17 protein-coding genes and 1 pseudogene are annotated in these 26,159 nt (G+C 72.6%); 5 read left to right on the forward strand and 13 right to left on the reverse strand.

Going from position 1 to position 26,159, the window contains the following annotated elements; genetic code table 11:
• Positions 1 to 28: 28 nt before the first annotated feature.
• Genes ABS735_RS21750 through ABS735_RS21765 form a run of 4 tightly spaced genes read right to left on the reverse strand, consistent with a single transcriptional unit; the run spans position 29 to position 4,887 of the window.
• Positions 29 to 1,159: an XdhC family protein gene (locus ABS735_RS21750; RefSeq protein ID WP_373900949.1), complete on the reverse strand. Its 1,131-nt coding sequence runs from the start codon at positions 1,157 to 1,159 to the stop codon at positions 29 to 31.
• The gene (locus ABS735_RS21755) at positions 1,152 to 3,302 is read right to left on the reverse strand and encodes a xanthine dehydrogenase family protein molybdopterin-binding subunit (RefSeq protein ID WP_373900948.1); all 2,151 of its coding nucleotides are present in this window, start codon (positions 3,300 to 3,302) and stop codon (positions 1,152 to 1,154) included. Before ABS735_RS21755 ends, ABS735_RS21750 begins: the two co-directional genes overlap by 8 nt.
• Entirely contained in the window at positions 3,299 to 4,291 is a 993-nt protein-coding gene (locus ABS735_RS21760; RefSeq protein WP_373900947.1) for an FAD binding domain-containing protein, read from the reverse strand. Before ABS735_RS21760 ends, ABS735_RS21755 begins: the two co-directional genes overlap by 4 nt.
• Positions 4,288 to 4,887: a 2Fe-2S iron-sulfur cluster-binding protein gene (locus ABS735_RS21765; protein WP_373900946.1), complete on the reverse strand. Its 600-nt coding sequence runs from the start codon at positions 4,885 to 4,887 to the stop codon at positions 4,288 to 4,290. Before ABS735_RS21765 ends, ABS735_RS21760 begins: the two co-directional genes overlap by 4 nt.
• A 231-nt stretch (positions 4,888 to 5,118) precedes the next feature.
• Here ABS735_RS21765 and ABS735_RS21770 point away from each other — a divergent pair, with 231 nt between their 5' ends.
• The gene (locus ABS735_RS21770; RefSeq protein WP_373900945.1) at positions 5,119 to 5,709 is read left to right on the forward strand and encodes a TetR/AcrR family transcriptional regulator; all 591 of its coding nucleotides are present in this window, start codon (positions 5,119 to 5,121) and stop codon (positions 5,707 to 5,709) included.
• Here ABS735_RS21770 and ABS735_RS21775 read toward each other — a convergent pair.
• Both ABS735_RS21775 and ABS735_RS21780 read right to left on the reverse strand, forming a co-directional pair.
• Complete coding sequence (locus tag ABS735_RS21775) at positions 5,672 to 6,463, reverse strand: response regulator (RefSeq protein WP_373900944.1); 792 nt, start codon at positions 6,461 to 6,463, stop codon at positions 5,672 to 5,674. The genes ABS735_RS21770 and ABS735_RS21775 overlap by 38 nt on opposite strands.
• Positions 6,460 to 8,106 carry a sensor histidine kinase gene (locus ABS735_RS21780; protein WP_373900943.1) on the reverse strand — a complete coding sequence of 549 codons (1,647 nt, stop codon included), beginning with the start codon at positions 8,104 to 8,106 and terminating at the stop codon, positions 6,460 to 6,462. Before ABS735_RS21780 ends, ABS735_RS21775 begins: the two co-directional genes overlap by 4 nt.
• Before the next feature lie 320 nt (positions 8,107 to 8,426).
• Here ABS735_RS21780 and ABS735_RS21785 point away from each other — a divergent pair, with 320 nt between their 5' ends.
• From ABS735_RS21785 to ABS735_RS21800, 4 genes are all read left to right on the forward strand, one after another.
• Complete coding sequence (locus tag ABS735_RS21785) at positions 8,427 to 9,413, forward strand: Bug family tripartite tricarboxylate transporter substrate binding protein (protein ID WP_373900942.1); 987 nt, start codon at positions 8,427 to 8,429, stop codon at positions 9,411 to 9,413.
• Entirely contained in the window at positions 9,410 to 9,955 is a 546-nt protein-coding gene (locus ABS735_RS21790; protein WP_373900941.1) for a tripartite tricarboxylate transporter TctB family protein, read from the forward strand. Before ABS735_RS21785 ends, ABS735_RS21790 begins: the two co-directional genes overlap by 4 nt.
• A 1-nt stretch (position 9,956) precedes the next feature.
• On the forward strand, positions 9,957 to 11,456 hold the full coding sequence (locus tag ABS735_RS21795; RefSeq protein ID WP_373900940.1) for a tripartite tricarboxylate transporter permease: 1,500 nt from the start codon (positions 9,957 to 9,959) through the stop codon (positions 11,454 to 11,456).
• A 145-nt stretch (positions 11,457 to 11,601) separates the two neighbouring features.
• Positions 11,602 to 11,925, forward strand: coding sequence for a putative quinol monooxygenase (locus tag ABS735_RS21800; protein ID WP_373900939.1), 324 nt, complete (start codon positions 11,602 to 11,604; stop codon positions 11,923 to 11,925).
• Positions 11,926 to 12,173: 248 nt separating this feature from the next.
• Here ABS735_RS21800 and ABS735_RS21805 read toward each other — a convergent pair.
• The 7 genes and pseudogenes from ABS735_RS21805 to ABS735_RS21835 form a co-directional block, all read right to left on the reverse strand.
• Positions 12,174 to 12,395, reverse strand: a pseudogene (locus ABS735_RS21805) (glutamate synthase-related protein); the annotation flags it as partial.
• 6 nt (positions 12,396 to 12,401) lie between these two features.
• Positions 12,402 to 13,643 carry a cytochrome P450 gene (locus tag ABS735_RS21810; RefSeq protein ID WP_373900938.1) on the reverse strand — a complete coding sequence of 414 codons (1,242 nt, stop codon included), beginning with the start codon at positions 13,641 to 13,643 and terminating at the stop codon, positions 12,402 to 12,404.
• Positions 13,640 to 16,084 (reverse strand): SDR family NAD(P)-dependent oxidoreductase, encoded by a 2,445-nt coding sequence (locus ABS735_RS21815; protein ID WP_373900937.1) that lies wholly within the window; start codon positions 16,082 to 16,084, stop codon positions 13,640 to 13,642. The genes ABS735_RS21810 and ABS735_RS21815 overlap by 4 nt, the downstream gene beginning before the upstream one ends.
• Positions 16,081 to 17,535 carry a cytochrome P450 gene (locus ABS735_RS21820; protein WP_373900936.1) on the reverse strand — a complete coding sequence of 485 codons (1,455 nt, stop codon included), beginning with the start codon at positions 17,533 to 17,535 and terminating at the stop codon, positions 16,081 to 16,083. Before ABS735_RS21820 ends, ABS735_RS21815 begins: the two co-directional genes overlap by 4 nt.
• Positions 17,535 to 23,711, reverse strand: coding sequence for an SDR family oxidoreductase (locus ABS735_RS21825; protein ID WP_373900935.1), 6,177 nt, complete (start codon positions 23,709 to 23,711; stop codon positions 17,535 to 17,537). Before ABS735_RS21825 ends, ABS735_RS21820 begins: the two co-directional genes overlap by 1 nt.
• A gap of 76 nt (positions 23,712 to 23,787) precedes the next feature.
• Positions 23,788 to 25,260 (reverse strand): acyltransferase domain-containing protein, encoded by a 1,473-nt coding sequence (locus ABS735_RS21830; RefSeq protein ID WP_373900934.1) that lies wholly within the window; start codon positions 25,258 to 25,260, stop codon positions 23,788 to 23,790.
• Positions 25,261 to 25,401: 141 nt separating this feature from the next.
• Positions 25,402 to 25,749: a response regulator transcription factor gene (locus ABS735_RS21835; RefSeq protein ID WP_373900933.1), complete on the reverse strand. Its 348-nt coding sequence runs from the start codon at positions 25,747 to 25,749 to the stop codon at positions 25,402 to 25,404.
• Positions 25,750 to 26,159: the final 410 nt, after the last annotated feature.

A 26,159-nucleotide genomic window follows, 5' to 3' on the forward strand; every position in this document is an offset into this window, starting at 1 on the left:
GGCGTCCCGCCCCGGCCCGCCCCACCCCTCAGGCGGCCGCCTCCGTCACCTCCCGGTGGATCGGTGTCGCACCGCCCGTCAGGGGGGCGCCCGTGCCGCCGCGGCGGAGTGCGACGATCTCCGCCGCGATGGACAGGGCCGTCTCCTCGGGGGTGCGGGCGCCGAGGTCGAGGCCGATCGGTGAGCGGAGCCGGGAGAGCTCGTCCTCGGTCAGGCCCGCCTCGCGCAGCCGTCGGTCGCGGTCCTCGTGGGTGCGGCGCGAGCCCATCGCGCCGACGAACGCGACCGGCATCCGCAGTGCCTCCGTCAGAAGCGGCACGTCGAACTTGGCGTCGTGGGTGAGCACGCACAGCATCGTGCGCTCGTCGGTCGCGGTGCTGCGCAGGTAGCGGTGCGGCCAGTCGACGACGACCTCGTCGGCCTCCGGGAAGCGGGCCCGCGTGGCGAAGACGGGCCGGGCGTCGCAGACGGTGACGTGGTGTCCGAGGAACTTCCCCGCCCGCACCAGCGCCGCCGCGAAGTCGACCGCCCCGAAGACGATCATGCGGGGCGGCGGCACGCTGGACTCGACGAGCAGGGTGAGCCCGCCGGGGCAGTGCGAACCGTCCTCCGACAGCCCGACCGTGCCGGTGCGTCCGGCGTCCAGCAGGGCACCGGCCTCGGCGGCCGCGGTCCGGTCCAGCTCGGGACGGCCGCCGAGACCGCCCTCGTGGGTGCCGTCGGGGCGGACGAGCAGCGCCCGGCCGAGCAGACCGGACGGGCCCCGCACGACCCGGGCGAGGGCCGCGGTCCCGCCCCGGGCGGCGGTGGCCAGCGCCGCCCGGAACACCTCCCGCGACGGCGCGTCGGCGCCGACCGGCGTGACCAGGACGTCGACGACCCCGCCGCAGGTCAGCCCGACCGCGAAGGCGTCCTCGTCGCTGTAGCCGAAGCGTTCGCGCACCGTCTCGCCGCTGCGCAGGGCGTCGGTGCACAGCTCGTACACCGCGCCCTCCACACAGCCGCCGGAGACCGAGCCGATCACCGTGCCCCCGCTGTCGACGGCGAGGGCGGCGCCGGGCCCGCGCGGTGCGCTGCCGCCGACGGAGACGACGGTGGCGACGGCGAACTCCCGGCCTTCCGCGAGCCAGCCGTTCAGCTCGTCGGCGATGTCAAGCATCCGTGCCGCCCCCGGCCCCGGGCACCCCCGCCGCCAGCACGCGGTCGGGCCGGATCGGCAGGTTCCGGTGGCGGACGCCGGTCGCGTGGCGCACCGCGTTGGCGACGGCCGCCGCGGCGCCCACGATGCCGATCTCGCCGACGCCCTTGATGCCCACCGGGTCGTCCGGGTCGGGGTCGTCCACCCAGTCCGCCTGGACGTCGCCCACGTCGGCGTTGGTGGCCACGTGGTAGCCGGCGAGGTCCGGGGCGTACAGGGCGCCGCTCGCCCGGTCCCGTACCGCCTCTTCGTGCAGGGCCATGGAGATGCCCCAGACCATGCCGCCGACGAGCTGGTTGCGGGCGGTGAGCGGGTTGACGATCCGGCCCGCCGCGAAGATGCCGAGCATGCGCCGCACCCGCACCTCGCCGGTGGCGGTGTCCACGGCGACCTCGGCGAACTGCGCCCCGAAGGAGTGCCGTTCCTTCTGCGCGAGGCCGCCGAGGGCCTCGGTGGTGTCGGACCGTACGGTGATGCCCTCGGCCGGGATGTCGGCGCCCAGTGCGAGGCGCTCTTGCAGTTCGGCGGCCGCGGCCGTGATCGCCCAGGCCCACGAGCGGGTGCCCATCGAGCCGCCCGCGATCATCGCCGGTCCGAAGTCGCTGTCGCCGATGCGGACCCGGACCCGCTCGGGCGCGACCTCCAGCGCGTCGGCCGCGACCAGGGTGAGCGCGGTACGGGCGCCGGTGCCGATGTCGGCGGCGGCGATCCGCACGGTGAAGGTTCCGTCCGCCTCGGCCGTCATCAGGGCCGTGGAGGGGCCGGCGCCCGAGTGGAAGGAGGCGGCGGCCGTGCCCGTGCCCAGCAGCCAGCGTCCGTCGCGGCGCACCCCGGGGCGCGGGTCGCGCTCGGCCCAGCCGAACCGCCGGGCACCCTCACGGAAGCAGGCGTCCAGGTTGCGGCTGCTGAACGGCAGGCCGGACACCGGGCCGACCTCGGGCTCGTTGCGCAGGCGCAGCTCGATCGGGTCGACGCCGCAGCGCTCGGCGAGTTCGTCGAGGGCGGACTCGATGGCGAAGGACCCCGGCGCCTCGCCCGGCGCGCGCATGAACGTCGGCGACGGCACGTCGAGCGGCGTGACCTCGTTGGCCGTGTGGTGGGCGTCGGCGTCGTACATCACCCGGGCCACGCCCGCGCTGGGCTCGACGAACTCGTAGACGGTGGACGTCTGGTTCAGCGAGCGGTGCTCCAGGGCGCGCAGCCGGCCGTCGGCGTCGGCGCCGAGCCGTACGCGCTGGACGGTGGGGCTGCGGTAGCCGGCCAGCGAGAACATCTGACGCCTCGTCATCACCACGCGTACCGGCCGCTGCAGTTCGGTCGCGGCCATCACGGCGGCGACCTGGTGGGCGCGCAGGCCCTTGCTGCCGAAGCCGCCGCCGATGTGTTCGGAGCGCACCCGGACCGCGGACGCCTCGAGGGAGAACATGTTGGCCAGTTCGCCCTGGATCCAGGTGGTGCCCTGGTTGGAGTCGACGACCTCCAGCCGGCCGCCGTCCCACAGGGCCGTGGCGGCGTGCGGCTCCATCATGCTGTGGTGCTCCTCGGGAGTGGTGTACTCCTCGTCCACCACGACGGCGGACGCGGCGAGGCCGGCCGCCAGGTCGCCCTTGGCGGTCTCGCCGGGCATGACGCCGCCGGCCGGGTGGGCACCCGGGTGGCCGGTGGTGAGTTCGGTGTCGTGCGGTTCCTCGTCGTAGGCGACGACGAGGGCCTCGGCGGCCTCCCGGGCCTGCTCGGACGTCTCGGCGACGACGAGTGCGACCGGCCAGCCCGCGTGGTGCACCCGGTCCTGCTGGAAGACGGCGGCCGTGGGGTCCGGCGGGATGCCCAGCAGGCCGATGTAGTCGGTGTCGACGCGCGGGGCGTTGCCGTGGTGCAGGACGGCGAGTACGCCGGGCATGGCGAGGACGGGCTCGGTCTCGATGGAACGGACCCGGCCGCGGGCCACGGTGGACAGCACCAGCCAGCCGTGCGCGAGGTCGGCGAAGGGGATCTCGCCGGCGTAGCGGGCCGCTCCGGTGACCTTGTCGCGGCCCTCGACGCGGGTGTGGGCGGTGCCGACGGAGCCTTGGGCCGTCGTGCGGCCGGTCGTGGCGGTCGTCATCGGGCGGCCTCCCCGGCGAGTTCGGTCAGGACGGCCACGACGAGGTTGCGCATGAGGGTCACCTTGTATCCGTTCTCGGACAGCGGCCTGGCGGCCGCGAGTTCGGCGTCCGCGGCGGCGGCGAAGGTCTTGCCGTCGGCCGGTGCTCCGGTCAGCACGGCCTCGGCCGCGCGGGCCCGCCAGGGCCGCGAGGCGACCGCGCCGAAGGCCAGCCGGGCCTCGCGCACGATGCCGTCCTCGATGTCGAGTGCGGCGGCGACCGAGCCGATCGCGAAGGCGTACGAGGCGCGTTCGCGCACCTTGCGGTAGCGGGAGCGGGCGGCGACCGGGGCGGGCGGCAGGGCGACGCCGGTGATCAGTGCGCCGGGCGGCAGGGCGGTCTCCCGGTGCGGGGTGTCGCCGACGGGGAGGTAGAAGTCGGCGAGCGGCAACTCGCCCGGGCCGTCGGGGGTTTCGTAGCCGACGACGGCGTCGAAGGCGGCGAGCGCCACGCCCATGTCGGAGGGGTGGACTGCCACGCAGTGGTCGGAGGCGCCCAGGACGGCGTGGTTGTGGTGCTCGCCGGCGATCGCGGGGCAACCGCTGCCGGGGGCGCGTTTGTTGCAGGGCTTGCTGAGGTCGGTGAAGTAGCCGCAGCGGGTGCGCTGGAGGAGGTTGCCGCCGACGGTGGCCATGTTGCGCAGCTGGCCGGAGGCACCGGCCAGCACCGCCTGGGTCAGGGCCGGGTAGCGGCGGCGCACTTCGGGGTGGGCGGCGAGGTCGCTGTTGGTGACCGTGGCGCCGATGCGCAGACCGCCGTCCGCGGTCTCCTCGATGCCGTCCAGGGGGAGTTCACGGACGTCGACGAGCCGGGCGGGGCGTTCGACGCCGGACTTCATCAGGTCGACGAGGTTGGTGCCGCCGCCGAGGAAGCGGGCGTCCGGGTCGGCGGCGAGCAGTGCCACGGCACCGGAGACGTCGTCGGCGCGCTGGTATCCGAACTCCCTCATGCCGCCGCCTCCTTCACCGTCTCGGCCGGGGCGCCGTCGTCGTCACGGGCGGCTGCCCGGTGGGCCTCGGCCGCGCGGGTGACCGCCTGGACGATGGAGACGTAGGCGCCGCAGCGGCACAGGTTGCCGCTCATCCGTTCGCGGATCTCGTCCGGCGTCAGGGGTGGCGGCCCGGCCTCGGGACGTACGTCCTCGGTGGCGGCGCTGGGCCAGCCGGCCGCGTGCTCCTCGATGACGGCGATCGCCGAGCAGATCTGCCCGGGTGTGCAGTAGCCGCACTGGTAGCCGTCGAGGTCGAGGAAGGCCTGCTGGACCGGGTGCAGCCGGTCGCCGTCGGCCATGCCCTCGATGGTGGTGATCTCGCGTCCCTCGGCGGCGACGGCGAGGTTCAGGCAGGAGACGGCGCGGCGCCCGTCGACCAGGACGGTACAGGCGCCGCACTGGCCCTGGTCGCAGCCCTTCTTGGTACCGGTGAGATCCAGGCGCTCGCGCAGGGCGTCGAGCAGGGTGGTGCGGTGGTCGACGGTCAGCAGGTGCTTCTCGCCGTTGATGTTCAGGGTGACGGCGCTGGACGTCGACGAGGGCGCTGGGGCCATGGTCAGCCTTCTTTGGTGTCCGTGACAGGGGGATGTCTGTTGACAGGGAGAAAATGGGCTGTAGGCAGTGGGGGTCGTCCGTGGCCGGTCGGCCACCGGCCGGTTCTTCCGGCCGCGTCCGCCGCTAGACTGGGCGGGGAACCGGACAACTGTCCGCTCACTGGAAAACGTAACGGACAGTTGTCCGGTCAGCAAGGACGGGATTCGGCCACGAACCCGGAAGGAGGACGGGTGTCGCCGTCGAAGAGGGACAAGGCGGACACGCCTCTGCGCTCGGACGCACAGCGCAACCGCGAGCGCATCCTGCGCGTGGCCACGGAGGAGCTGACGCGGTGTGCGGACGTCCCGCTGAGTGCCATCGCCAAGAAGGCGGGCGTCGGGCAGGGCACCTTCTACCGCAACTTCCCGCACCGCGAGGCGCTCGTCCTGGAGGTCTACCGCTACGAGATGGCGCAGGTGGCCGGCGCCGCGCCCGAGCTGCTGGCCACGCGGGACCCCGAGCGCGCCCTGCGCGAGTGGCTGGACCACCTCGCCCGGTTCGCCATGACCAAGGTCGGACTGGCGGACGCGATCCGTCTGGTCACGAGCGCGCCGGGGGGACCGGCGAAACCGGAACCCGCCCCGGTGACGGACGCGGCCGCACTTCTGCTGCGCGCCAACGAGGAGGCCGGCACCATCCGCCCCGGCGTCTCCGCGGACGACTTCTTCCTCGTCATCGGCGGCCTCTGGCTGATCGATCCCGGCGAGGACTGGCAGCCGCGGGTCACCCGGTTCCTCGACTTCGTCATGGACGCCCTGCGCGCGGGAGCGCCAGGCCGGTGACCGCGCCCCGGAAGCGGTAGCGGCGCTCGGGCCGCCCGGCCACGCCGTAGCGCAGGGAGACCTCCGCGCTGCCCACGGTGTGGAAGTACTCCAGGTACCTGCGGGCGCTCACCCGGGAGATGCCGGTCAGCGCCGCGCACTCGCTGGCGGACAGGGTGCCGTCCGCCTCACGCAGGGTGCGCTCGACGAGTTCGGCGGTCTCCACGCTCATGCCCTTGGGCAGCGCGGGGGCCGTGGCCGCCTGCGCCGCGGCTCCGGCCAGCACGCGGTCGACGTCGGCCTGGCTGCGCACGACCGTGCCGAGCAGCCGGCCCCGCTGGACGGCGTAGCGCTCGAGCCGGATCCGCAGGTCCTCGAACTCGAACGGTTTGAGCAGGTAGTCGACCACGCCCTGCCGCACGGCGCCGCGCACCGCGTCCGCCTCGCGGGCCGCGCTGATGACCATGACGTCGCAGTCGTGCCCCGCGGCGCGCAGCCGCGGGATGACGTCGAGGCCGAAGACGTCCGGCAGGTACAGGTCCAGCAGGACCAGGTCGGGGCGCAGCTCGCCGACGGCGGTGAGCGCCTGTTCCCCGGTGCCGGCGACCCCGACGACCCGGAAGGGCTCGACCCGTTCGACGAACGCGCGGTGGACGCGGGCCACCATGAAGTCGTCGTCGACCACGAGCACGCCGATCGGGCCGGCGGCAGGGGGCGTCCTCGGGTTCGCGGCGGTCGGGGCGGTCGCGTCGGACGTGCCGCTCGTAGCCGTCATGGTGCTGCTCCTTCCGTCACCGCGTCGGTGAGGTGGCTGACGGTCATGCGTGCGGTGAACATGGCCCCCTCGGGGGTGTTGGTCACCGAGATCTCACCGCCGTGACGTTCGCAGACCAGCCGGGTCAGCGCCAGGCCGATGCCGCGCTCGCCCTGCCGGGCGGCCTTGGTGGTGAAGCCGTGGGAGAAGACCTCCCGGGCCAGTTCGGGCGCCACGCCGGGTCCGGAGTCGCGGACCACGATCTCGACGCTCGCGGCATCCTGCCGCAGTTCGACCTCGACCCAGGCCTCGTGCTGGTCACCCGGGGCAGCGGCGGCGTCCACGGCGTTGTCGACGAGGTTGCCGACCACGGTCGCCACGTCGGCGGCGTCCGCCGGCTCCAGCCGGTCCAGCGCCGTGCGGTCCGAGACGCGCAGGGCGACCCGGCGTTCGGCCGCGAGGGAGGACTTCGCCGTGATCAGCGCGGCCACGGCGGTGTCCCGGACCCGGCGGCTGAGGGTGACGTCCAGGGACTGGCGGCGCTGGTTGAGCCCGCGGATGTAGCGCACCACCTCCTCCTGCTCGCCGATCTGGATGAGCCCGGAGATGGTGTGCAGCTGGTTGGCGAACTCGTGGGCCTGGGCGCGCAGCAGCTCGGAGGTGCTGCGGAAGGAACCGATCTCCCGTTCCAGGCGGGCCAGTTCGGTGCGGTCGCGCAGGGTGGTGACCGAGCCGAGCGGGCGGCCGTCCTTGGTGACGGTCATGCGGTTCATGACCAGGACCCGGCCGTGGCGGACGACGACCTCGTCGCGCGGCTCGGCCGCTTCGGACGTGGCACCGGCGAGGACGTCGCGCAGCCGTCCGTCGATGCCGAGCCCGTCCAGGCTCTGGCCCACGCAGTCGGCGGGCAGGTCGAGCAGGCGCCGGCCCATCTCGTTGACCAGGGTGAGCCGGTGCTGCGGATCCAGGGCGACGACGCCTTCGGCGATGCCGTACAGCATGGCCTCCCGGTGCTCGGCGAGGCCCGCTATCTCGCGCGGCTCCAGGCCGAGGGTCTGCCGTTTGACGCGCCGGGCCAGCAGCCAGGAGCCGGCCACGCCGAGGCCGCTGGCGATGCCGAGGTAGGCGAGGAGGTAGGAGGAGGCGCCGCTGAGACGCTGCCACACCGTCGGGTCGGCCTCGCCGACCATCACCGTGCCCAGGTGCCGGCCGAGGGTCTGCCGGGTGGCCCCGAGCACCGGGACCTGGGCGACGAGTTCCCGGCTGCCCTGCACGGTCAGCGGCCCCGACCAGCCGCTTCTGACGCCGGCGCCCTTCCCGCGCGGCAGCCGGACGCCGATCAGCGTGGGGTCGGTTGAGCTGACGACGCGGCCGTCGGCGTCGGCCACCGTGACGGAGGTGACCCCGGACTGGGTCTGCGTGGAGTTGACCAGTGGGGCGAGGGCCTCCTGCGGCACGGGACGCAGCAGCTGGCTGCGGACCAGCGGCGTGGCGGCCAGCTGTTCGGCCAGGGCGGTGACCCGGCGGCCCTCGACGCGGTTGAAGGTGGCTTTGGACTGGGCGAGCGAGACGGCGGCGACCGCGAGCAGGACGACCACGACGATGGCGAGCTGGAGGACCAGCATCTCGCCCGCGAGGGTCTGACGGCGGAAGGTGGGGGCCACGGCGGACTCGTTCTCGGCTCACGTTGGGGGCGGGGGGCGGGGGCGGGGATGCGGTGACCGGCGGGGTGACCGGCGGGTGTGCCGGGACGCCATCATGGCGCCCACCTGCGGCAAGGGAAAGGGATGTGCCTGCATCGCAATGAACCGGCGATCCGACAGCGATGTCGGTCACGCGGTTCCGGCGACCGCAATGAACACAACCTCCCTTGGTTCCGCAAGGAAGACAGGCGACGGACGCGCGGGCACCATGTGGCCCACGTCACCCTCCCCCACAGGGCTCCCCCCGTACCGCTCTACCCAACCGACAGGTGGTGTCATACGTGCGCCTGCGCACTCCCCTTGCCCTGCTCGGGGCCGCCGTGCTCGTGCTGGCCGGACCGCCGTTGCTCTCCTCGGGCGACGACTCCGGTTCCGGCACCAAGATTCCGGGCCTGCGCTTCATGGTTCCCAACACGCCCGGCGGCGGCTACGACATCACCGCCCGCACGGCCGCGAAGAACGCCGAGGACGCCGGGCTCACCCACAACATCGAGGTGTTCAACCTGCCGGGCGCGGGCGGCACCGTGGGCCTGAGCCGGCTGGTGAGCGAGCACGGCAACGGCAAGGTCGCCATGTCCATGGGCCTCGGCGTCGTGGGCGCCGTGCGCTCCAACCACGCCCCCAAGACCCTCGCCGACGCCACGCCGATCGCTCGGCTCACCGAGGAGCAGGACGTCGTCGTGGTCGCCAAGGACTCGCCGTACAAGACGATCGACGAGCTGATCGACGCCTGGAAGGAGGACCCGGGCAAGATTCCCGTCGGCGGTGGTTCGTCGCCGGGCGGGCCCGACCACCTCGCGCCGATGCTGATGGCGCAGGCCGCCGGGATCCAGCCGAAGTCGGTCAACTACATCCCCTTCGACGGCGGCGGCGAGCTGCTCGCCTCGATCCTCGGCAACAAGGTCGGTTTCGGGGTCTCCGGCGTCGGCGAGTACCTGGACCAGATCAAGGCCGGCGAGCTGCGGGTGCTCGCGGTGACCGGTCCCGAGCGGGTGGACGACCTCGAGGACGCGCCGACTCTCAAGGAGTCCGGCTACGACGTGAACTTCACCAACTGGCGCGGCATCGTCGCCCCGCCCGGCCTGTCCGAGGCGCAGCGCAACAAGCTGACCCGCCTGTTCGAGGAGCTGCACGACTCGCCCGAGTGGAAGAAGTCCATGGACCAGAACGGCTGGGACGACGCCTTCCTTACGGGTGAGAAGTTCGGCGACTTCCTGGACGCGCAGGACGAGCGTGTGGTGTCGGTGCTGAAGGAGCTGGGACTGTGACGACGCGGACCGAACTTCCCGACGACCGCGAGGAAACGGCCGCCGACCGGCGCTCGTGGCTGCGCGAGCACTCCGAACTCGGCGTGTGCGTCCTGCTGCTGGCGCTCGGTGTGCTCGTCCTGACCGACGCGCTCACCATGGACGTCGACATCACCCAGCGCGGCCCGGTCGGCCCCAAGACCGTGCCGGTCGTGGTCGGCATCGGCCTGCTGGTGATCGCCGCGCTCCTCGCCGTCGACGTGTTGCGCGGCGGCCGGGGCGAGGCCGAGGGCGGCGAGGACATCGACCTGTCCGAACCGGCCGACTGGCGCACGGTGCTGCTGCTCTCCGGGATCTTCCTCGGCGCCGCGGCGCTGATCGAGCCGGCCGGCTTCCCCGTCGCCGGCGCACTGCTCTTCTGGGGCGCCGCCTTCGCCCTCGGCAGCCGCCGCGTGGACCGCGATCCGCTGATCGCCGCGGTGCTGTCCCTGATCACCTACGTCGTCTTCGACAAGCTGCTCGGCGTGCCGCTGCCCGGCGGTCCGCTGATGGGAGTGCTCTGACGTGAATGCCCTCAACTCCCTCATGGACGGGTTCGGTACCGCCCTCACCCCGCTCAACCTGCTGTGGGCCGCCCTCGGTGTGCTGCTCGGCACGGCCATCGGCGTCCTGCCCGGCATCGGCCCGGCGATGGCCGTGGCGCTGCTGCTGCCGGTGACGTACGGGCTGGATCCGGTAGCGGCGTTCATCATGTTCGCCGGCATCTACTACGGCGCGATGTTCGGCGGTTCGACCACCTCCATCCTGCTCAACACCCCCGGCGAGAGCGCCGCCGTGGTCGCGGCCATGGAGGGCAACCCCATGGCCAAGGCGGGGCGCGGCGCACAGGCGCTGGCGGCCGCGGCCATCGGTCACTTCGCGGGCGGCATGATCGGCACGGTCCTGCTGGTGGCGCTGGCGCCGACGGTCGCCGACCTGGCGGTGGACATCGGTGCGCCGGACTACTTCGCCATCATGGTGCTGGCGTTCATCGCCGTGACGTCGGTGCTCGGTTCGTCGCGGATCAGAGGCCTGGCCTCGCTGCTGATCGGTCTGACGATCGGCCTGGTGGGCCTGGACCAGATGACGGGCCAGCAGCGGCTGACCTTCGGTTCGCTGCAACTCGCCGACGGCGTGGACGTGGTGATCGTGGCGGTCGGCCTGTTCGCGATCGGCGAGGCGCTGTGGGTGGCGGCCCATCTGCGGCGCGGGGCGGCCGAACCGATCCCGGTGGGCCGTCCCTGGCTCGGCCGCGGTGACGTGAAGCGCACCTGGAAGTCCTGGCTGCGCGGCCCGTTCATCGGCTTCCCGTTCGGCGCGATCCCGGCGGGCGGCGCGGAGATACCGACGTTCCTGTCGTACGTCACGGAGAAGCGGCTGTCCAAGCACAAGGACGAGTGGGGCAAGGGCGCCATCGAGGGTGTGGCCGGTCCCGAGTCGGCGGCGTCGGCCTCGGCCGCGGGCACGCTGGTGTCCATGCTGACCCTGGGCCTGCCGACCACCGCGGTCGCGGCGGTCATGCTCGCCGCCTTCCAGCAGTACGGCATCCAGCCGGGCCCGCTGCTCTTCGAACGCGAGCCCGAGCTGGTGTGGGGTCTGATCGCCTCGCTCTTCGTCGGCATGGTGCTGCTGCTCGCGCTGAACCTGCCGCTGGCACCGGTGTGGGCCAAGCTGCTGCGGATCCCGCGGCCGTACCTGTACGCGGGGATCATGTTCTTCGCGGCGGTCGGCGCGTACGCGGTCGGCGGTGAGGTGATCGACCTGGTGATCCTGCTGGTCATCGGTCTGATCGGCTTCGGCATGCGCCGCTACGGGCTGCCCATCCTGCCCGCCGTCATCGGCGTCATCCTCGGCCCGAACGCCGAGCAGCAGCTGCGCCGCGCCCTGCAGATCAGCGACGGCAGTGTGTCGGGCCTGGTCAACACGCCGTTCTCGGTGACGGTCTACGCGGTGATCGTGCTGCTCCTTGCCTGGCCGCTGGTGAAGCGGCTGGTGGGCCGGGGACGGACGCGGGCGAACGCCTGATCCCCGGCGCCGTACGGGACGGCAGCGCCGGCGGCCGCACCCGCCCGGCGGAGCCGACGGTGCCCGCGGCGCGGGACGGGGTACGGATGCGCACGGCGAGGTACTCGCTCCGTCCCCGGCCCGCGCGACCACGGAAGGCACACACATGATCTTCATTACCGCCAAGTTCCAGGTACTCCCGGAACACGCGGACCAGTGGCCACAGATCGCCGGCGAGTTCACCCGGGCCACCCGGGCGGAACCCGGCTGCCTCTGGTTCGACTGGTCGCGCAGCCTCGACGACCCCACGGAATACGTCCTGGTGGAGGCCTTCCGCGACGACGAGGCGGGCGCGGCCCACGTCCAGTCCGCGCACTTCCGCGCCGCCCAGGACAAGCTGCCCCGCCACCTGGCCCGCACGCCGCGCGTGCTGAACACGAAGGTCGACCAGGACGGCTGGTCGGAGCTGGGCGAGATGGCGGTGGAGTAGCCCCGTCGGCAGCGTGAGCCTCCCGGGGCGGGACGGCGGCGCCCCGCCCCGGCAGGACCGGCACCGCGGGAGGGCCTGTCAGGGCTGCCGAGCGTCCCGGACGGCGTCCGTATCTCGATGTCCGTGGCCGTGACGAGCCCCGGGTGGGCCACGCCGACGGCCGCCGAAATCTTCGTCAGCTCCCTGCGCATCCGTGTCGCTGCCCTTCCGGATGGGCTTCTCCCGGGTCTACGGCAGCTTCGCCTCCCGATGCCGACCGGCACCCCGGTCTCGGCGGCGATCAGTTCGACGAAGTCCAGCATCGAGCCGACGTCGCTGAACGCGGTGCGGCGCGACGGCGAGGCGCAGTCCTTGCCCTGGAGGATGCCGCGGATCTCGGCGATCTCCGGCGTCACCTTCGCACCGGGCAACATCCCGCCCAGGCCCGGCTCGGCCCCCTGGGAGAGCTTGATCTCTGTCGCCCTGGCCGGCCGTACTCATGAGGTCTTCTTCGCCTCGAAGGTCATCGGCATGACGTGAGGACCGCGGAACGTAGGAGTGCGGGCACGCCGGACACCGGACGTGTCGGCCTTCGGCCGGGCCACCCGTTCCAGGAAGACCTGTACGGCGATCTCGTTGACGAGCCGGCCCAGCCGGCCGCCCAGGCAGTAGTGGGCACCGTGCCCCAGTGCGAGGTTCGTGTTGCGGGGCCGGTGGAGATCGATCCGGTCGGGGTCGGGGAAGGCCTCCGGGTCGCGATGGGCCGCGCCGATCCAGACGAACACCTCCTGGCCCGCATCGACGGTCCGGCCGCCGAGTTCGACCGGCTCCGTCGCCCGCCGACGGGTCAGCTGCACCGAACTGTCGTACCGCATGAACTCGGGCGTGGCCGCCGGCACGAGGGACGGATCGGCGGCCACGGTGGTGTACACGTCCGGTTGGGACAGCAGCGCCAGCACCGTGTTGCCGATCTGGTGGGCGGTCGTGGTCTGACCGGCCGTCAGCAGGAAGATCAGATTGCCGAGCAGCTCCTCCTCGCTGCGGAACTCGCCGTTGTCCCAGGCATCCAGCGCGATCTGCATCAGGTCTCCGGTGCGCCGGGTGCGGCGCAGGTCCAGCCGGCGCCGGAAGTAGTCCATGTACCCCCCGATCCCGGCCAGGTGGTATTCGGGGTTCTCCTTGCCGAACGGCCCGTCGTCCACGAGCAGCCCCCAGCTGAGGATGAACTTCCAGATCCGGTCCCGGTCCTCCTCGGGGATGCCGAGGACCTGGCACACCGTTTCCGAGGGCAGGGCCAGGGCATAGTCCGCCATGAAGTCCATACCGCCACGGGGCAGGACCGCGTCGAGCAGGCGGTGCGCGGCCCGCTCCAGGTCGGGGCGCATCGCGTCCACGGCCCGTGGCAGGAACGGCTGGGACATCGCTCTGCGCAGGCGCTGGTGGTCCGGTGGGTCGCTGACGAAGACCTGGGCGTCCAGGGCGCGCAGGGCGGACGCGGTCTGCTCGGTGCCGGTCGCCGGATCCCACTGGGGGCGGCGGGCGGACAGCCTCGGATCACGCAGCGCGGTCAGCGCGGGGTCGTAGCCGGTGACCATCCAGGCGCCCACGTCGCCCATCCGCGGGTCCCACAGCACCGGGTCCGTCTCACGGACCCGCCGATAGAGCGGATACGGGTCGTCGATGAACTCGGGGCGGTAGACGTCGGACAGCGACACATCGGGGTCGGTCGGCTGCGTCATCGAAGGTCTCCTCGGTAGCTGACACCAGAAAGCCGGAGGGCGGGGCGGTCGCCGCCGGCGCCGGAGACCGTCCAGCAGCCGGAGCGCGGACTGCCCCGGACGACGAGAGCCGCGCCCGGGTCCGGCGTGGGAATCCCCTCCCGTACGTCGATGTGGCGGATCGTGAGCACGGGGCCCGGGGAGTGCTCGGCCGTGCGCCGGAAGGTGTTCTCCAGGGCGGTCAGCGGAAGGGCGTTGACGGGCCAGCTGGGCAGCACCCACAGATCGCCGGCCGGGGTCTCGAGGACCTCGGCCTCGCAGGTCCCCTGCGGCCCGGTGCGCCAGCGGGCCGTCCGCAGCACGAGGCCCGGCCACCGCAGGGACAGACCATCGTCCGGCCGCACGCCGCCGTCCCCGTCGAGCCGCCGGCCGTACGACGCGCCCGGCCCGTCCCCGTCGAGAGGCCGGGCGTACGCCGGGCGCTCGGTGTGCGGGCCGTCGTCCTGTGTCTCGCGGGCGTACACGAGCCGCAGGCGTGCGGCCGGACGGTCGCCGTCGGCGGTGCGGTAGTGGACGTCCGCGGTCCAGGTACCGTCGGTGTAGCCCGCGGTGACGGACCGGTACAGGGCGATCCGGCCGTGCCGCAGGCGAAGGTGCGCGAGGGTGACGTGTACGTCGCGCACGCCCCGCAGGGTCAGGGGGGCGTAGTCCTCCGGCTGCACCCAGGCCGCGCCCCGCACCGCGTTCTCCAGCAGCAACGACACCGGCAGTGCCGCCTCCTCACCGACCAGTACGTCGGTGAGGACCGGAGCGTGCGCGCGGTCCAGGGTGATCAGCGCGGTCTGTTCCGCATGCGGCACATGTGTACGCGGCTCGCCCAGATGGAAGACCGCCGACAGCAGCTCACGGTGGCCCGGCAGGTCCGCGCTCACGCGGTATCCGCGGCTCTGCTGCGGACCGAGGGCACGGCCCAGCGGGCCGACGTAGGTGATCTCGCCGCGGGAGCCCGCCGTCAGTTCCCGCGTCCACAGGTCGATGCCCTCCGTCACGTCGAGCGCGGCCATGTAGCGCAGAGTGGCCTCGAAGTTGGCGACCATGCCCAGCCGGTCCCAGGTGGGCCAGCACAGCGTCATGACGGGGAAGGCGACCCGGGTCTGCGCCCAGAGGCCGAGACGGGCGAGTCCGTCGTTGGCGGCGGCGTAGTCGAGCTGGCCGACCATGCCGCCGAGCCGACCGGTGAGGGAACCGACGTTGCAGAAGAACTTCAGAGGCAGCCCGCGTACGGCGGAGAACAGGTTGACGAAGCCGTCGACCTTGGTGGCGACGGTGCGAAGGAAGTCCTCGTCGGTCTTCTTGGGCAGCCGGGCCGGCGTGTCGACGCCCGCGTTGTGCACGACAGCGGTGATCGCCGTCCCGTACCGGGCGACGAGGGCCGCGGTCTGATCGGGGTCCGTGACGTCGCACACCTCGTAGGAGATGCGCAATCCCTCCTCTCGAGCCTCGTCCAGGTGGCGGATCAGCTCCCGGTCGCGCCGGGCTGCGTCGATCGCGGCGCGCACATCGGCCAGTGGGCGCCCCTGGCGCCGCCGCGCCCACAGGCTCCGCTCGTACGCCGTGAACCGCTCGTCGTCGCGCGTCCGGGACGGGGCGTCCGCGCCGGGCAGCGGAGCGCGCCCCGTGACGACCACCGCGCAGCCGTGGCGGGCCGCCAGCGTCCGCGCGAGCCGCCAGCCGATGCCGCGTCCGCCGCCCGAGAGCAGCACCAGGTCTCCGGCGCCCAGGGACACCTGCGACGGGCCGGCCTCCTCCTGGACCGCCTGAAGGGTGCGGCGGCGCCCGGCCCGGTGACCGATCTCGAACGGGCCCCAGCGGTACAGCTCCCGAGTGATCCGCCGGGGCAGGTCCGCCAGATCGGTGAGGCTGGTGTCCACGACGCGGATGTTGCAGTTGGGGATCTCCCGGTGCACCGTCTTGGCGAGGCCGGCCCAGACCCCGCCCAGCGGCTGCACCGCCGACGGCTCGTCGGAGGTGTCGTACCCCATGGATCCGCCGAGGTAGGTGACGGCCATGTAGAACAGGCGGCGCGCGTCCCGTTCCTTGCGCCAGTGCGGATAGCAGGCCCGCAACGCGGTCACCGAGCGCAGCAGCGCACGACGGTAGCCATGGTGTTCCCCGGGTACGAAGGGCTCGGCGTGGCCCAGGTCCAGCAGGCCGTCGGGCACCTCGCCCGGCACCGGCCAGATCCCGTCCCCGGCGACGCGGGCGACGGCGCCGGCGGCGCGCAGGGCCTCGGTGACGGCCCGGGCGAGCGGCGGCGTTCCGCCGAGCACGAGGACCTTGGCCCCGCGCAGGACCGGCGCGGGCGGGGGCAGGTCGGGTTCGGCCACGGTCCGCCAGCGGACGCGGTGGACCGGCGCCACCGGGCGGGTCGCCGTGGGGTGCGCCGGGGCGAGACGGCTCATGCCGCGGGGGCCTTCCGCTCCCCCGGGCTGTGGTGCCTGATGTGCACGACGACACCGGGCTGCGGGCGCAGGGAGACCAGCGCCGTGGGCCGTGCCGGGTGGCCCTCGGCCGGCTGGAGCCGGTAGCGCTGTACCACCATGGCGACCGCGAGCCGCAGTTCCAGCAGGGCGAGGTCCATGCCGATGCACTTGCGGGCGCCGCCGCCGAAGGGGAAGTAGTCGTAGCGGTCGCGCTGCCGCGGCGTCCCCCCGGCCCGGCCGGCGCCGTCGGCACCGCGGCCCGCGTGCGCGGGGCAGAACCGCTCCGGAGCGTAGGCCTCGGGGTCGTCCCAGACGTCGGGGTTGTGGTGGGCGGCGTACACCGGGACGAGCACCGTGCTGCCGGCCGGGACGTGGTGGCCGCCGATGCGGTCGTCGGCGACGGTGTCCCGGGGGAACAGCCAGATCGGCGGATACAGGCGCAGCGACTCGTCGACGACCGCGCGCAGATACGGCAGGTCGTCGACGTCCTCGGCCGTGGGCACCCGGCCGCCGAGCACCGTGGTCACTTCGGCGTCGAGCCGGGTGCGGACGTCCTCCTGCCGGGCGATCGCGTGAAGGGTCCAGGCGAGGGCGCAGCCGGTGGTCTCATGGCCGGCGAGGAACAGGGTCTTGAGCTCGGCGCGTATCTGCCGCTGGGTGAACGGTTCTCCGGTGACCTCGTGGGTCGCCTTCAGGAGGGCGGCCACCACACTGTCGGGGCTGCCCCCGCCGCACCGGTGGAGGTCGATGATCTCGTCCATGACGTCGTTGAGGGTCCGCTGGTGCCGCTTGAGCCTGCGCTGGTACGCAGTCGGCACCCAGCGGGGCAGCATCTGCTTGACCTCGCCGGTGAGGATCATGGCCTTCAGGGAGAAGCGGACCGCGGGCAACAGCCGGTCGGCGTACGGGCGCAGGTCGACGCCGAACATCATGCGGCCCAGGACGCCCATGGCCAGCCACATCATGTCGTCGGTGATGTCGACGGGTTGGCCGCTGCGCGCGTGGGGCTCCCATCGGTCCAGCAGTTCCTCCACCGTGTCGGTGACGGTGGCGGACCGTGCGCGCAGCGCGGCCCGGTGGAAGAAGGGCCGGCTGACCGCACGCCGGGTCCGCCACTCGGCGCCGTCGGTGGTGAGCATGCCCCGGCCGAAGAACAGGTTGAAGCCCCGGTAGAACCTTCCGCGCACGTAGTTCCGCGCATTGTCCTGCAGGACGTGTTTGACCGCCTCGGGGTCGGTGACCTGGTGGACCAGGTAGGGACCCATCTTCATCCGAACCACGCCGCCGTACTGACGCTGGAGCTCCGTCAGCAGGCGCAGGGTGTCCTTCCTGAAGCTGCTGAGCGCGCCGAACAGCACACTGCCGGTGGGGCCCGGGGCCTGCTCTTGCTGCTTCCCACCGGGATCGGTGATCGTCGTTCGGTGCCGCATCAGCCGGCCTTCCTGAGCGTCTCGGTGTCGGCGGGGTCGGACAGCGGCTGCTTGTCCGGGGAGTACAGACGCCCGGAGACCGCGTCCGCATATCCGACGACGGTGGCGGTCATGTCCTGCATCTGGGCGACGACCCGGCCGTCCGGTGTCACGGCGACGAACCGGTTGTGGGGCGCGGGCCCCGTCATGTCGAACGCGGGCGGTGTGGCGTACAGGTGGAGCCGGCCGTATCGCCTGGTCAGTTCGATGTCGTTGGCCTCCTCGTACAGGTCCACCCGGCGGATGGACAGGGGCGCGGCGATGGGCACGAGCCGGCCGTCCTCCAGGTGCAGGACCCCGGTGCGGGCCAGGCCGTCCAGCAGGATCGCGGGGGTGAGGAACCGGGACAGGGCGGGGTCCCGGTCGGGGACGGCGGCCCGGTAGAGGGAGCGTTTGCCGAGGGGGTGCAGCCGGGTGCGCCCGGTGGAGACGAAGGGGCCCGTCAGGGACACCGGGGACGCCGGTACGTGGTAGGGGTCGGCGACCGGGGTGTCGTCGCCGTCGTCCCAGTGCTCCCAGGAAGGGGCGTCGGGGGTGTCGCGGCGCAGCAGCACGCGTGCGGTGAAGTGCACCTTGTTCTCGACCAGCAGGACGCCGCCGGGGGCTCGTACGTCTCCGGTGACGGCCACGTCGACCACGGTGAGGTCGTCCCCGCGGTCCACCACCCGGCCGGTGATCTTCTTGGGCGCGGAGCGGACGCCCGCATGGACGCGCAGGAAGTTGTCGAACCGGAGGTCCTCCAGGGCGAGGGCCTTCCAGCCGGGCACCAGATGGCGTGCCGCCTCGACGGCGATCTCCACGACGAACGTGCCCGGAAGGGTCGGTACGCCACCGACGGTGTGGTGGGCGAGGTAGCCGTCGGTGCCCAGGTCGAAGGTGCAGTCGAAGACCGTGGAGTCGGCGTCCGCGGAGACCGGCCGGCGCAGGTAGAAGGTGCCCTTGCCGGGTACGCCGGGCAGGGCGGCGCCGGTCGCCAGATAGCCGGGGTAGAAACGCTCGACGGTCTCCCGTTCCGCCGCGCCGATGTGCACCACGGACGCCCTGCGGCGGTCCGCGTGGAGTTCCTGCAGGAAGTGGTGGACGCCCTCGCCGACCGGCATGTGGCTGTAGGACCCGGCGCGTTTGAAGTACGCCTTGGTCAGTTCGCCGGCTCCCATGCCGACGCCGTCCCACAGCGTCCAGCCGATGGTGAACTCGTCGGTGCCCTGCGCGGCGGCCGAGGCCGCGGCCGTCGCCAGGTAGTCGTTGCCGGCCGCGTAGTCGGGCTCGCCGAGCTGACCGAAGTGACCGAGCAGCGAGCCGAAGTTGCACCAGGTCGTCGGCGGCCTGCGGGCGAACGCGCGCTTGAGGTTGCGGTAGCCGAGGGTCTTCAGGTCCCGGATCGCCCGGAACTCGGCGAAGTCCTTGTCCTTGATCAGGGCGGACCTGTTGCGTCCGGCCGCGTTGATGAGCAGGTCCACGGAGGGCTGCTCCGCCAGTATCCGGTCCACGGTCCGCGCGACCGCTGCCTCGTCCCGGACGTCGCAGGTCAGGTAGGTGACCCGGCCGGGTCCGCAGAATTCTTCCAGGCGGCGGATGGTGCGGCGGGCGGCGCGTGCGTCCAGCAGCCGGTCGAAGGCGCGGTTGATGTCCGCCACCGTGCGGCCGCCGGCCGCGAGGTGCTCGCGGATGTACGCCTGTCGGCCGGCGGCGAAGGTGTCGTCGCTGCCGTCGAACACGTCGTCGGGGTAGTCGTCCAGCGGGTTGCTGCCGAGCAGATAGACCCGCGGGGCGAAGTGCTCGGCCAGTGCGGTGACCACCTCGGCCGTGATGCCGCGGGCACCGCCGACGGCGACCACCACGGAGTCGAGGCCGAGGCGGGCCGCGACGGTCCCGCGGCCCTCGGCGTCCGGGAGGGCCTTCTCCGGCCGGAGCGCGGGGGCGTGGCGCCGGCCGTCCAGGTGGATGACGACGGGGAAGGTGCGTACGGCCCGTGTCTCCCGCTCCACGAGGAGGGCGCCCGTGTGCGGCTCCCGTTCGTCGGTGGCCAGCAGGAACGCCAGGGCGTCGGGCAGCTCCAGGCCCGCACACTTGACCAGCCCGGAGAACAGGCCGGTGCAGGGGTGCGGAACACCGTCGGTGACGGCGCCGAGGAGGAGGGTGAGGAACGAAGCGCCGGAGGTCGCCAAGTCCGGGTGGGCGGCCTGCAGTACGAGGAACGCCACGTCGTGCAGGGCGGTGAGGGAGGGGACGAGGCCGTCCGGAGTGCCGGTGGAGCCGTCCAGCGGTGCCGGGCGGGCGAGGTCGGTGACGATCCGCAGATGCCGTACGGGGCCGTGGTCGGCGAGGGCCGCGCGCACCGCCTCCGCGGTGGGCTCCGGCAGGTGGTGCCGGCGGGTCCCGGTCGCGCCCGCCGGTGCGGTGGACAGGACAGTGACGTCGGGCGGCATGTGTTGCAGGGCGGCGTCCAGGTCGGGCAGATCGGTCAGGACGACGGCACCGGGAGGCAGAAAGTCGACGCGCTCGTGCGGCTCGGGTCCGCTCAGTTCGGTCAGCTCGGCCACGTGACGAACCGTCTCAAGCGCGTCCCCCGTGGCCGCCCGCTCTCCATCGAGGAAGACTGCGGGCAGCTGGAACGCCCCGGAGCGCGCCGCCCGGAGGGAGAGGTCGGGTGCCGATGGCCGCGGGCGGCGGACGGGCAGGGGCCCGGGCCGCGGCTCGCCGCGGGGGGCCGACGCGACGGCGGGGGTCGCGACAGGCGGTGGTGATGGCTGGGAGCGGCGGGCGGGCAGGGGGTCGGGGTGGGGTACGGCGGGGATGTCGAGGGTGAGGCCGACTGTGCTCTTCGGGGCTCCTGTCGCACAGGTGACGCCCACGGTGCCGGGCTTGCCCAGCAGGGCCCGGAGGATACTCAGGGCACCGGCGGCGCCGAGGTAACGGGCTGCGGGGGGCGCGGCCGGCCCCGCCTGAGCGGAGCTCTTGGGCGTCGGGGGCGGCAGGAGGTCGACGCCGCGGTCGCCGGGCGGGATGTCACCGACCGTGAGGTCCGCGATCCGGCCGAGGATCGGCAGCCCCTCCGCGAGGGCCCGGGACTCGGTGGTGAGGGCGAACATGAAGGCGCCCTCGGAGAGTTCCGCACCGGGCCCGCCCTCGGGGAGCCCGGCCAGCAGGGTCGCGTACTCCGGGAGGCTGTTGCCGTTGATCCCGCCCGCCAGGGCGAAGTCCAGCCGGCCGGACCGGAGGTAGCGCGCGGCCGTCTCGACGGCGGTGAGGCTCGAGGCGTACCCGGAGTCGAGGGTGATGTTGGGGCCCTTGAGGTCGAAGTAGTTGGCGACCCGGGCCGAGATGACGTTGGGCATCATGCCGGGGAACGCGTCCTCGTTCGACGCCGGTATCTCGTCGCGCACGAGCTGCCGCAGCCCCGTCAGCAGCTCGGGCAGTCCGGGCAGCGCCGCCGTGGCCGGGTCCTCGGTGAGGGCTTTCCCGATGTCGTCGAGGAAGCAGCGGTTGGCGTACAGCATGGCCGCCCGGGTGGGGCCCATGTGACCGACGAACACACCCGCCGAGGCGGTGGTGCTGTCCCAGAACTCCGTGAGCCGACCGCGCAGGTCGTGGGCGCACTCCAGGATCATCAGCTGGCAGCGGTCGATGGTGCGGACCGTCGCGGGAGGCAGCCGTACCCGGTGCAGGGGCGGCGTCGGGTAGGCGGAGCCGAAGCTGTCGGCCGGTCCGCTGCCGCGCCCGGCGATCCACTCGACGACACCGTCCCGGTCGAGGCCGGGGACGTGCGCCGACCATCCGACGACGACCACCCGGTCTCCGGTGCCGGCGGGCGCCGCGGGAGGCAGGGCCCGTGGGCGGCGTTCCCGCCCGCGGTGTTCCTGCAGGAGGAGATGCGCGTTGGTACCGCCGAAGCCGAAGCCGGACACGGCGACGGTACGGGGCCGGCCGTCCGACGCGGGCCAGGTGACGTTCTCGGTCGGGATCTCCAGGAGGGTGTCGTCCAGGCCGAACGACTCGGGCGCCCGGGTGAACCGGAACTGCTTCGGAATCGTGCCGTGCTCCATGGCCAGCAGCGCCTCGATGACGGACACCACGCCGGCCGCCCAGCCCGTGTGTCCGATGAGGGACTTGTTGGAGGTGACGTACGCCGGTCGTACCCTGCCGAAGTGCTCGCGGAGCGTGCTGAACTCGGCGAGGTCCCCGGCCGGGGTGCCCGTGGCGTGCGCGATGATCCAGTCGACGTCGGCGGGCGAGCCGCCCTCGGAGAAGGCGGAGCGGACGGCGAGGTCCTGGCCGGACGGGTTCGGCGCGTAGATCGCCTTGCCCCGGCCGTCGGAGGAGGCTCCGACCGATCTGAGCACGCCGAGGACGTGGTCGCCGTCGCGTCGCGCGTCGCTGAGCCGCTTCATCACGACGACGCCCGCGCCGTCGGCGAAGACCACGCCGTCCGCGTCCGCGTCGAGCGAGTGGACCACCCCGCGCCGGGACAGGCCCTGCAGCTTCGAGAACAGCACGGTGCCGCGCGGGGCGAGCGCGAACGCGCCGCCGCAGACGGCGATGTCGTGCTTGCCGCTCAACAGGCCCTTGGCGCCGAGGTCGATGGCGTAGAGCGAGGACGAGCAGGCGGTGTCGATCATCTGCAACTCGGTGTCGGCAGGCAGGACGCCCGCCATCGCGAGCTGACCGACTCGATGCGGCAGGAACCGCTCCGGGGCGTGCGCACCGCGCCGGTACCGCCGGGCCAGGGTGTCGTGGACCGCGTTCAGGAGGTGGCCACGCTGTGGCGCGGTGAGGTCGAGCGAGTCGGCCACGCGCCGGGCCCGTGCGTCCGTGCCCGCGAGGACGCCGGCCTCCTCGAGGTGCTGGCTGCCGTCGGGGGTGTAGCCCACCAGGAAGGAATGACGGGCGGACGGATCGCGCCGTACGCCGCGCAGCGCCTGCACCAGGCTGTGGCGCAGCCAGGTGGTCGTCAGCTCTTGGTCTGCCGCGCCGTCCGTGTCACCACCCGTCGTGTCCATCGTCTCGGCGGCTCCGGTCACCGGCTGGAAGTCGGTGATGAAGACGCATGTGTCCTGGTACGACTTGTCGAGCGCCGTGGCGTCTGCCGAGTGGAAGGTCGAGCGATCCCAGCGGTCGGCGGGCACGGGGGTGAACAGGTCTGCCCCCTTGGTGCGCAACTCCCAGAACTCCTCGGGGCTGTTGGCACCGGCGACGGCCAGCCCCATACCGACGATGGCGATGTCGTCGGCCACGGGGTCGTCGGACGCGGCCTCGTCGCCCACCGCCGGTTCGGCGTTCACGGCAACGACGTCGTCGTCGTCGGCCTCCGCCGCCGGGTCACCCTGCTCCGGCCCCCGCTCGATCCCCCGCTCTCCGCGCGGTGGCGACAGAAGGGCCGCTCCCAGAGACAGTCCCCCGTCGGCGAGAACGGTCTGGCCGGTGATCCAGCGGGAGTCGTCGGAGGCGAGGAAGGCCACGAGGGCGGCGAACTCCTCCGGCGAGCCGAGTCGGCCCAGCGGAGTGGCGTCCCGGACGACCTTCTGCATCGCCTCGGCGTCCGGGAACGCGTCGGCCACCTCACTGACCAGCATGGCCGCGGACGCGGTGTTGACCCTGACGTTGAGCGGGGCGAACTCCACGGCCAGATAACGGGTGACGGCCTCGACGGCGGCCTTCGCCGGCGCGCACGCAAGGTAGTTGGCCATCACCATCTGCGAACTGCCGAGAGCCGACATCTGGATGATCGATCCGCCGCCTCGCCGGGCCATCAGCGGCGCCGCCGCCCGGGCACAGCGCAGGCTGCCCTTGTAGTTGGTGTCGAGGGCCTTGTCGAGCGCGGCGTCGGTGATCCGGTCGAGCGGGAGCAGCGCCCCGTTCGCCGCGTTGTTGACCAGGATGTCGAGATGGCCGAAGCGTTCGTCGATCTCGGCGAACATCCGGTCGACCTGGTCCTGCCGTGCCACGGAGGCCCTGATCAGATCGACACGGGCGCCGAGGGCGGTGAGTTCCGCGCGGGTGCGCAGGGCCTCGTCGTGGGAGTGGAAGTAGTTGACCAGGACGTGGGCACCACGCTCGGCGAGGACCCTGGCCACGCTCCGGCCGATGTTCCTGGCTCCACCGGTGACCAGGGCCAGTCTGCCACTGAGCTGCTGCATCGCGGGATTGCTCCTTGTCGCGCGGTCCGGGACCGGGTGGCGAGGCGGGCCGCGGCACCCGGAAGTGGTGGGTCGCTCAGACTGCGGCGACGGGCACGTCGCTGTCCGTCAGACGGGCCTGGAGCAGATCGACCACCTTGCCGACGGTGTCGCAGTCGGACAGCCGGAAGCCGCTGTCCGTGGGCACGATGCCGTAGCGGCCGGTGACGCGGTTCAGCAGCTCCACCTGCTTGACGGAGTCGATGCCGAGTTCGGCCTCCAGCAGTACGTCCTCGGTGAAGACCTCCTCGGGATACTCCAGCGCCTGAGCGTAGAGCGAGCGGACCGCGGCGAGGAGCTCCGTCCGGTCCGGCACCCCGGCGGCGGCGGGCACACCGGCCGCATCCGGCGGCGGCGCTGATTCGGCCGGCCCGGCAGGCACTGTGGTCGCGGCCGGCGCGGCGGCGGATTCGGCGCCGGGTGCGGCAGACCCGGCGGACACCACTGTCCCGTCGGACAACCGTGTCCGCACGCGCTCGACGAGCTGCGCTCCGTACCTCGCCCAGAACTGTTCGAAGGACTCCGCCCCGGGACCGGAGAGCCCGGTGACGGCCTCCTCGACTCCGAGCCGTCCGGCGGAGTCCAGCGTGAAGGTCGACCGGACGGTGATGTCCCCGGCTTCGGCCAGGACGCGTTGGACACAGCGGCCGAGGGAATTCAGCCCGCCCGCCTCGACGAACGTCGTGACGCCGTTGCCGTGGAGGGTGCGCACCGTCGCGAGGAAGCCGACCGGCCTGACGAGGTGTTCGGCGATGAGGGCGGGCAGGTCGTCGTCCGCGCGGTACGTCCGCTCCAGGATGGGCGAGTACACCGCCCCCTGCGGCGCCTGCCGGGGCAGGCGGGCGATCCTGGCGGCGAGCGGCGCCCGCAGGGGCTCCAGCGCCGGGGTGTGGAATGCGAACGGCGACTTCAGCAGCACGCCGCCGGCGCTCAGCTCACGGGCGACGCGCAGCGCGGCCAGCACGGAGCGCTCGGGGCCACTGATCACCGTCTGCCGGTCGTGGTTCTCGGCGGCCACCACCAGGGCGGGGTCGTCGAGCAGTGCGAGCAGTCGCCGCGTGCGCTGTCCGTCGAGCGCCAGGGCCGCCATCCGGCCGACGGCGGCCTCCGCGTCCTGAAGGACACGGAGGCGCTCGGCCACGATGCGCGCTCCGTCCTCCACCGAGAACGCCTCGGCGGCGACGAGTGCCGCGATCTCGCCCTGGCTGTGGCCCACGAGAAAGCGCGCCCTCAGGCCGTTGTCCCGCATAATGCGCCAGGCGGCCACATCACTGCCGTAGATCGCCAGCTGGGACACCCGGATCGGCTGTTGCAGCAGGTCTTCCGCGGTCAGTGGAGCGCCTTCGAAGAGTGCGGTGGAAACCGCGCTTCCGAAGATTTCCTCGGCGACCGTGTCAACTGCCTTGAAAACTTGGTCGACTTGCTGGTACTTCATTCTGGCGGCACGCAGCGCCGCTCCGTCGAATGCACCTTGGCCCGGAAAGAGAACTGCCGTTTCCGCTGTCGTCATCCCCGTCGTGACTCCACTCGTATTGAAGTGTCAAAGCACTCGCGGAACCCAGTACTTGAGGAGCTTGATAGGTACCGAAACAGTCAACCATCGCCCGGACGCGCGGCGCACCGGACGAAAGTACACTTGACAGTCGCGCGCCTACTTCGAGCCGAGCGCGACACAGTGCGTGTAGGCCTGTGCCACCAGGCCGGCCTGCAGCCGCGAGTCCAGACGCAACTTGGCGAGGATGCGCGTGACATGGGACTTCACCGTGCGCTCGGTGACGTAGAGGGATGCCGAGATCGCCTGGTTCGACAGCCCTCGGCCGAGGAGGATGAACACGTCGAATTCCCGGTCCGTCAGTTCCTCGATACGGCGCACCGGGTCGGCCACCCAGTCGGCACCGCTTTCACCTATCAGCGAGCTGATGCGTCTCCACTCCTGTCCGGACTCCCCTCTGCCGTCTGCCACTTCATGCCAGGTCCCAGAGAGCAGGGCGATCAACATTCCCCCTTTGCTGATCAACGAGACACCGCGCAGGCGGGTGCCCCGGAAACCGCGCAACCAGATGTGAAGGCGTGCCAGGGACCACCTGACCAACAGTGATCGGGGCCACTCACGGCTGCACGGAAGAAATGCTCCGTCTGGACGGCTCCATTGACGTTTCTCAATGGGCCGATGACCGCTTGACTCGGCGAACTGCCGCGGATCCCCGGGTATGTAAACCCGTCCCTGGGCGGAGCTTCGCCCACACACTAGCAAGAGCTGTGCGTGCTTTCCATGGGGGAAAGGGAGAAAGCACTGTGCCGCCCGTCAGGCCTCTTTGAGGCTCAGGGAGTCGAGAACGGGCACGGCACCGTCGGCCGCCGCCGCGCCTTCCTCACGGCGTCGGATGATCCGGTGGGTGAGTTCGGCGG

This window comes from Streptomyces sp. MMCC 100 (assembly GCF_041538145.2).
GTDB lineage: Bacteria > Actinomycetota > Actinomycetes > Streptomycetales > Streptomycetaceae > Streptomyces.